This is a genomic window from Archangium sp. (assembly GCF_036388035.1).
Taxonomy (GTDB): domain Bacteria; phylum Myxococcota; class Myxococcia; order Myxococcales; family Myxococcaceae; genus Archangium.
In genome coordinates, this window is record NZ_DASVSO010000936.1 from 1 (window position 1) to 3,413 (window position 3,413).

Annotated in this window: 4 protein-coding genes; 3 read left to right on the top strand and 1 reads right to left on the bottom strand. The window is 66.5% G+C overall.

Annotation, left to right across the window (positions count from 1 at the left end; all coding sequences use genetic code 11):
* A partial coding sequence (locus VF697_RS38940; protein ID WP_331103158.1) for an AHH domain-containing protein occupies window positions 1–579 on the top strand: 579 nt, incomplete at its 5' end.
* 37 nt (window positions 580–616) lie between these two features.
* Window positions 617–1,153 carry an imm11 family protein gene (locus VF697_RS38945; RefSeq protein ID WP_331103164.1) on the top strand — a complete coding sequence of 179 codons (537 nt, stop codon included), beginning with the start codon at window positions 617–619 and terminating at the stop codon, window positions 1,151–1,153.
* A gap of 54 nt (window positions 1,154–1,207) precedes the next feature.
* Here VF697_RS38945 and VF697_RS38950 read toward each other — a convergent pair whose 3' ends face one another.
* On the bottom strand, window positions 1,208–3,253 hold the full coding sequence (locus tag VF697_RS38950; protein ID WP_331103160.1) for a hypothetical protein: 2,046 nt from the start codon (window positions 3,251–3,253) through the stop codon (window positions 1,208–1,210).
* Between the two features lie 66 nt (window positions 3,254–3,319).
* On the opposite strand from VF697_RS38950, the gene VF697_RS38955 reads away from it, so the two are divergent.
* Window positions 3,320–3,413 (top strand): DUF6068 family protein (locus VF697_RS38955; protein WP_331103166.1); only part of this gene is annotated, 94 nt, incomplete at its 3' end.

Consider the following 3,413-nt stretch of genomic DNA (forward strand, 5'->3'; position numbering starts at 1 on the left):
CGGGTGATGTTCCTGGTGGCTGGAGCAGGCCTGGGCAAGGCACTTCCCAAGATACCCGAGGGAGGTTTGTGGACACTGCTGACACCGCCCCGCTATGCGGCGGAGGGTGGGCTGCTGGTGAGTGGCGCGACAACCACCGCCACTGTCATGGCGGATGGCACGCTCATCGTCACTGGCGTGGCGACGGGCACTGCAATCACTTCAGCCTCGAGTTCTTTCGGCGGCGCCTGCGCCGATGGCTCTCAGAAGAAGGAGGGCTACGAATGGCACCACCTGGCCACCAACAAGAATGACACCTCGTCGGCTCGAGGGGGACCTTGGACTCCCCTCTTCGGGCAGCTCTTCGCCAAGGCGGGAATGACCCTGGATGACCCGGCGAACCGCGTCTACCTCAAAGGTCACAGAGGCCCCCATCCCGAGGAGTATCATGCCGCGGTTCATGATCGGCTCCAGGTGGCATTGAGAGACTGCACGACTGTCGCACTTTGCGGCAACAAGCTGCGCGAGGCTCTCGCCGAGCTCACGGACAAGCTCTGCACTCCCAACTCCTACCTCAATCGGCTCCTGACGAAGCCCTAGGCTTTCCATGTCCAGATACTTCAGGCTCCGTGACGACATGACCATTCCAGGGCGCTGGGTCCTGGGTGCCCCTCTCGATGAGCAAGGCCGGGAGCTCAACCCCTGGCAGTTCGAGAAAAGCCGCGCCCTGAATTTGGAGCTCCTCCCGAGGTTTCCCCTCTTGGTGCGGGGACAGCCTCTTGAGTTCAGTGGAGCGGCCTTTGGCATCTTCGTGGTTCATGGTCGCTTCGCACGACTCTGCGAGCGCATGGGCTTGCAGCACGAGGTGCAGCTCATCCCAGCCCGGGTGGAAGACCAATCAGAGCCCTACTTCATCCTCAACACCCTGCGCATCGCTCGGTGCATCGACGAAGCCCGGTGTGGAGAGGTCGAGCACTGGAGGCCCGAGCATGGTGAGCCAGAACGAGTCGGAGAGTACCGAGCCATCCACGGACTCAAGGTGGACCCGGCGAGGACAGAGGGCGCTCACATCTTCCGCCCCTGGGGCTGGACGGTCGCCCTCATCGTCTCCGAAGAACTCAAGCAAGCCTTGGACCGAGAAGCCATCACCGGCACGAAGTTCATCGAAGTCTGAAGGTCCATCGCGCTCCGTAGCTCACGACGTGTGCCTTCCCCTCGCAGGTGCGCGCTACCCCTTGCCCTTGCCACGTCCCTTCACCGCGGACGGCGTGCCCAGGTCCGCGGTGAAGGCCAGCGCCTGCATCTGGTGGTCCACCGCCTCCTGCGCCTCGCGCTTCTCGCGCGTCACCCGCTCCAGCTCCCGGGCGATCGCCTCCAGCCGGTCCTCCTGCTCGTTCAGCTTCGTCACGAAGCGCTCGGCCAGCTCCCGCTGCGAGGCCCCGCTCTTCAAGGACTCGATGTTGGCCCGGATGCGCTCCTGGTCCTTGAAGAGCTGCGCCCGCTCTTCGTTCAGCCGCCGCTCCTCCTGCTGGAGCCGCGCCACCTTGTCGCGGATGGAGATGATCTCCCGCACGCCCTGGGCCACCCGCTCGTCGATGTAGCCCGAGCGCAGGAAGAAGCTCACCTCGTCGGGCCCGGTGAGGGAGAAGTTCCACGAGCGCTGTCCCGCCGTGCGCTCGGTGACCGTGAGCTCCTGCTCGGCAGCCGCCGCCAGCTCCAACTTGAAGCGGTAGAAGTTGTCGGTGGTCTCGGCCGGCTCCGGCGTGTCCTTCAGCTCCCAGCCCGTGCGCGGGTGCTCCAGGTAGAGCGTCTGCGCCCGCTTCGCCTTGTTGCGCACCGTGTAGACCATCCGCCGCAGGTGGTAGAACTCCACCATCAGCACCCCGCGGTTCACCACCGCCCGGAACACCGGCCCCTCCTCCGTCCGGTCCTCCAGCGACACCACGCACCCCAGCTCCACCGCGTACGGGACGAAGCGCTTGTCGTCCGGCTTCATCGTGTCGAGCATCGCCTCGCCCACGTACGTGTCCCCCTCCGTCACCGTCACCGGCCCGCCCTCCAGCGTCAGCCCCGTGGTGTTCTTCAGCTCGATGCACGCCATCGGGTTCTTCTCGCGCGTGGTGCGGTTGTAGAGCAGCACCCGCCTGCCCTCGAAGGGACGGTGCAGGATGGGCACCAGCGCGCTCTGGTTGCGGTGCACCGTCACCGGGTGGTCCACCCGGTACTCGAAGAGGTCCCCCACCTCCTTCGTCAGCGTCTTCACCGCCGCGCTGCGCTCCATGGCCTCGCGCCGCTGCGGCCCACCACCCGGCCCCCCCATGGGCGCCATCGCTCGCATGCTCTTCATGGGCGCGGCGGACGCGGCGGGCCCGGCCGCGATGGCCACATCCTCCAATATCGTGCCATCGAAGTCCTCGTCGTCCGCCGCCGCCTCACCGAAGCCCTCCTCGGGGATGACGGGGGCCGCGGCCGCCTCGGTACGCACCTCCACGATGGGCCGCTGCATGTAGCGCGGGTTGTAGAGGTCATGCACGAAGGACACCGGCAGCCCGGCGATGAGCGCCAGGTCCACGTCCACCCAGTCCTCGTCCCCCGTGTTGTCCACCACCGCCCAGCCCTGCAGCAGCGGCTTCTGCTCCTCCTCCAGCAGGATCCGGTAGCTCGTCTTCCACACCGGCGCTTCCAGCACGTACGAGACGAACAGCTCCCGCTCGCCCTCGCCCGCGGTGAGCACCGACAGCCGCTTGGTGTCCTTCTTGTACGAGGACAGTACCGTGGCCAGGTAGAACTCGAGGTCCTTGCGCACCGTGTCGTCCAGGAAGGTCAGCTCGGCCACCTCCAGCAGGTCGAAGCTGCGCAGCGACGCGCCCACCAGCAACGTGAGGAAGGGCCGGTGTACCGCCGTCTCGCCCTGGGCCACCGGCAGGCTCTCCAGCCCCACGATGACGCCCTCCACCTGCTCCTTGCCCACGCGCACCCGCACCCGCGCGCCCTTCACCTGGCCCAGCAGCGCGGTGAGGCTCCCCGAGTCGGGAATCCGGATGGTGGCCTCCTGCAGCAACTGCTCCAGGGGCTTGGTGGAGTCGTAGCTCACCGCCGACACCGAGCCGCCCGACAGGTCGAGCACCGTCATCGACTTCAGGACGTCATTCATGTCCCGTGCCTTGAAGTCGAAGTGGAGCGTCTCACTGCCGCTCACCTTGCCCCGGCGCTCGAAGTAGCCGACTCCGTGCTTGTAGAGGACGACGCGGCGGATGGACAGGGACGGGGGCATGCGCGCGGCTCCAGAGGCAAATCATGGGAATGAATACACTCCCGGTGTATCAAGTCTCACATGCAAATGCGCCACTCCACCCTCCCCGTGGCCGCGCTGCTCGGCGCGGCCTTGTCCCTTCTCCCTGGCTGCGAGAGCACGAAGTCGAGCGGCCCCTCTC